This is a genomic window from Flavobacterium sp. FPG59, from assembly GCF_002150205.1.
Classification (GTDB): Bacteria; Bacteroidota; Bacteroidia; order Flavobacteriales; family Flavobacteriaceae; genus Flavobacterium.
The window spans coordinates 1-4133 of sequence record NZ_MTCA01000253.1; the positions used below are offsets into that span (position 1 = coordinate 1).

Annotated in this window: 2 protein-coding genes; both read left to right on the forward strand. The window is 34.1% G+C overall.

The genetic code is table 11. The features are described from left to right. On the forward strand, positions 1–1929 hold a 1929-nt coding region (nagB, locus tag FPG59_RS14465), incomplete at its 5' end, for a glucosamine-6-phosphate deaminase (protein WP_254906716.1). A gap of 98 nt (positions 1930–2027) precedes the next feature. Continuing rightward, complete coding sequence (locus FPG59_RS14470; protein ID WP_086455279.1) at positions 2028–4097, forward strand: beta-N-acetylhexosaminidase; 2070 nt, start codon at positions 2028–2030, stop codon at positions 4095–4097. The last annotated feature ends 36 nt before the right edge of the window (positions 4098–4133 follow it).

A 4133-nucleotide genomic window follows, 5' to 3' on the forward strand; every position in this document is an offset into this window, starting at 1 on the left:
ACTTTAGACATAAAACCGGATATTAGTTACAAAAGTGCTGGTAAATTTGAAGAAACTCGATTTGAAAAAATTCACAACGAAATTTTTAAAAACTCTGTAGAGGCTTCAAAAATTGTTGCTGAAGAGATTGCTACTTTAATTCGATCCAAACAAGAAGAAAATAGAAATTGTGTTTTAGGTTTGGCTACTGGTTCTTCTCCAATAAAAGTATATGAAGAATTGGTTCGTATGCACAAAGAGGAAGGATTAAGCTTTAAAAATGTAATTACATTCAATTTGGATGAATATTATCCAATGAATAAAGAAAGCAAGCAGAGTTATCATTATTTTATGCATCAGCATTTATTTAATCATATAGACATTCATCCTGATAATGTTCATATTCCTGACGGAACAGTGGCTATTGAAGAATTGAATCAATATTGTATTGATTATGAAATGAACATTAAAAATGCAGGAGGCCTTGATTTTCAATTATTAGGAATAGGTCGTACGGGACACGTAGGTTTTAATGAGCCAGGTTCACACATCAATTCAGGTACTAGAATCATAACTTTGGATCATATTACTAGAGTAGATGCTTCTTCTGATTTTAATGGAATTAATAATGTACCCAAACGTGCCATTACAATGGGAGTTTCTACGATTATGCGTTCTAAACGAATTGTTTTGATGGCTTGGGGACAAAATAAAGCCGATATCATCAAAAGAACGATTCAAGGTGAAATTAGCTCTGAAGTACCCGCTACTTTTTTGCAAAATCATCCAAACGCTACATTTGTTTTGGATCAATCAGCGGCTTCGTCTCTAACTCGTTTTGAAACACCATGGTTGGTGGGTGAGTGCATTTGGAACCAAGAATTAAAAAGCAAAGCAATAGTTTGGTTGTGTCAAAAAACAAATCAGTCTATATTAAAACTTACCGATAGAGATTACAATAACAACGGTATGTCTGACTTGTTAGCTCAAGAAGGTTCTGCTTATGATTTGAATATTAATATGTTCAATGTGTTACAACATACCATTACGGGTTGGCCTGGAGGAAAACCTAATGCCGATGATGCACACCGACCAGAAAGAGCTAATCCAGCTAAAAAGAGAGTTATCCTTTTTAGTCCTCATCCAGATGATGATGTGATTTCAATGGGAGGAACTTTTGCAAAATTAATCAAGCAAGGACATGAGGTTCATGTAGTGTATCAAACTTCTGGAAACATTGCTGTAACAGATGATGAAGCTTTAAAATTTGCTGAAGTATGTAATGATTTTGTAGGAGAAGATAGCAGTAAAATTAATTTTCAAGCCGTAATTGATTTCTTGAAAAATAAGAACGACAATCAAGTTGATTCTCTAGAAGTTAGAAAATTAAAAGGGTTAATTAGAAGAAGAGAATCTTATGCAGCAGTGCGTTACATTGGGTTAAAAGATGAAAATGTTCACTTTTTAGATTTACCTTTTTACGAAACAGGTCAGATAAAGAAAAATCCGCTTGGATCAGAAGATGTTGAAATTGTGGCTGATATCATCGCTAAAATTAAACCGCATCAAGTTTTTGCAGCTGGAGATTTAGCTGATCCACACGGAACTCACGAAGTATGTTTGAATGCCATTTTTGCCGCTTTAAAACAATTAAAAGCTAAACCGTACATGAAAGATTGTTGGTTGTGGTTATATAGAGGCGCTTGGCATGAATGGGATTTACATGAAATTGATATGGCTGTACCGTTGAGTCCAGATGAAGTATTATTGAAACGACAAGCCATTTTATTCCACCAATCTCAAAAGGATCGTGTGATGTTTCAAGGGAATGACTCAAGAGAATTTTGGGTACGTGCCGAAGATCGAAATAAAAATACTGCTAAATTATACGATGAATTAGGATTGGCAGAATATGAAGCTATTGAAGCTTTTAAAAGATTTGATTATTAAGAATTAAAATCCATTCGGTTGATTGTTAACCCGAATGGTTCTTCTCAAAAATCAGGATTATAAACCTGACGGAAGATATTTATATACCAAAACCTCTCATGAAATACCTTTTTATACTGTTTTTTATAACATTATCTACAACTGCGCAAGTTACCAAAGAGTCCTTGAATTTAATGCCTTGGCCTCAAAAAGTAGAACTTAAGTCAGGAAATTTTGATTTAAAATCTACTTTTAAAGTAAATGTTACAGGGCAACCCAATACAAGAATCTTTGGAGCGGTTTCTAAGTTTTTAAGACGATTAGATGGTAGAACTGGATTGTTTTTTAAGCAAGGTTTTGTGACTTCAACCAATGAATTTCCAGATGCACAATTGCAAATTAATTGCACAAAGCCAGGGAAAATTGGTTTGTATGAAGATGAAAGTTATCAATTGACTGTACAGTCAAATGCTATTGTGATCAATGCTTCCTCAGATTTAGGTGCGATGCACGCATTAGAGACTCTTTTGCAATTGCTTCAAAACAATGCTACTTCCTATTATTTTCCTAATATAACTGTTACAGACATGCCTCGTTTTACATGGCGTGGTTTAATGATTGATGTTGCTAGACATTTTCAACCAGTTGATGTGATTAAAAGAAATTTAGACGCAATGGCTGCTATGAAAATGAATGTTTTTCATTGGCATTTGGTTGACGATCAAGGTTGGAGGATTGAAATGAAGAAACATAAAGTCTTAACCGATAAAGCATCTGATGGTCTTTTTTATACTCAGGAAGAAATTAAAGGTATCGTAAAATATGCTGCTGATAGAGGAATTTTAGTTGTACCTGAAATTGATGTGCCTGGACATGCCTCCGCTATTTTGACTGCCTTTCCAGAAATTGGAAGTAAAGTAATAACTGTAAATAAAGGGTCTGCTGAAACAACCCAGAAAGCATCAGGATTAGCAACCTATTCGTTAGAAAGAAATGCAGGAATTTTTACACCTACATTAGATCCCTCTAATCCAAGAACGTATCAATTGTTAAGTGAAATTTTTGATGAAGTTTGTCCGTTATTTCCAGGGAAATATTTCCACATTGGAGGCGATGAAAACGAAGGTAAAGATTGGGATTCGAATCCTAAAATTCAGGAATTCATGAAGAAAAATAAGCTAACCAACAATCATGAGTTACAAACTTATTTTACGATGAAGTTAATTCCGATGTTAAAAAAGCATCAAAAAGAATTGATGGGATGGGAAGAAATTATGACCAAAAACATGTCAAAAGAAGCCATAATTCATTCCTGGAAAGGGCCTAATGAAGGAGTAGCTGCTGGTAGTTCTCTTATTGCTGCTGCTTCTAATGGTTATAAAACAGTATTGTCTAATGGTTTTTATGTAGATTTAGTTCAAGGCGTTGAAAGTCATTATTTGAATGATCCAATGCCTAAAAACAATACACTATCGTCAGAAGAAAAAGCTAGAATTCTAGGTGGTGAAGCTACAATGTGGAGTGAATTGGCTACACCTGAAACCATCGATTCAAGAATTTGGCCTAGAACCGCAGCTATTGCCGAAAGACTTTGGTCTGACGCCAATGTAACGGATTTGGCCAGTATGCGAAAAAGATTGAAAAACATTTCTTTTCGATTGGAAGAATTAGGAATTACGCATATTAGAAATAAAGATGTGTTGTTGAGAAATATCAGTAACAATCAAAATACTGCTGCTTTACAAACATTTTCAGCAGTTTGCGAGCCTCTGAAAATTTATTCCCGTAATGCGGGTGGTACTGAATATCAAATGTATTCTCCCTTTACTTTGTTTGCTGATGCATGCACACCAGATGCTGAAGATGCTTTAGTTTTTAATGAATTAGTAGCAGATTATATTAAAAGTAAAGAGGTGTTATTAGAAAAAGAAATTGACTTTTTTTTGAATAAATGGATACAAAATCATAAAGAATTAGAAGGTTTAAGTCAAAATGCTCCATTGGTGCAACCTCTTTTGCCTTTATCTAAAGCATTACATGATTTGTCTGAACAGTTACTTTTTAAGTTACAAAAGAAACCCAATTATAATACGTCTCTAGCAAAAGAGTTACTAGAAAAATGCAACTCTAAGGCCCATGCAGATGTAGAACTTGCTGTATTTACAGGTTTAAAGAACTTGGTAGAATAATTTTTTTGTTCAATTATTAATATGTTTAGTTTATTT

Excerpts from the sequence above, each read along its gene's own strand:
- FPG59_RS14470 (WP_086455279.1), top strand. The coding sequence starts at position 2,028 with ATGAAATACCTTTTTATACTGTTTTTTATAACATTATCTACAACTGCG.